The sequence below is a fragment of the Halobacillus rhizosphaerae genome, assembly GCF_046719735.1.
GTDB lineage: Bacteria > Bacillota > Bacilli > Bacillales > Halobacillaceae > Halobacillus_B > Halobacillus_B rhizosphaerae.
Window position 1 is genome coordinate 1 of record NZ_JAUTWQ010000060.1, and the last position, 205, is coordinate 205.

General features: G+C 68.8%; 1 protein-coding gene. It reads left to right on the forward strand.

The features are described from left to right. The coding region (locus Q7A53_RS21745) for a hypothetical protein (RefSeq protein WP_411791301.1) at positions 1-205 on the forward strand (205 nt) is incomplete at both ends.

Below are 205 nucleotides of genomic sequence, written 5' to 3' on the forward strand. Positions count from 1 at the left end.
GATCGACCAGAAGAAGGCGCGCGAGCTGAACGTCACGTCGCAGGACGTGTCGAGCTTCCTCGCGATGACGCTGTCCGGCACGACCGTCACGCAGTATCGCGAGCGGGACAAGCTGATCGCAGTCGACCTGCGCGCGCCGCGAGCGGATCGTGTCGATCCGGAGAAGCTCGCCGGCCTCGCGCTGCCGACCCCGAACGGCCCGGTG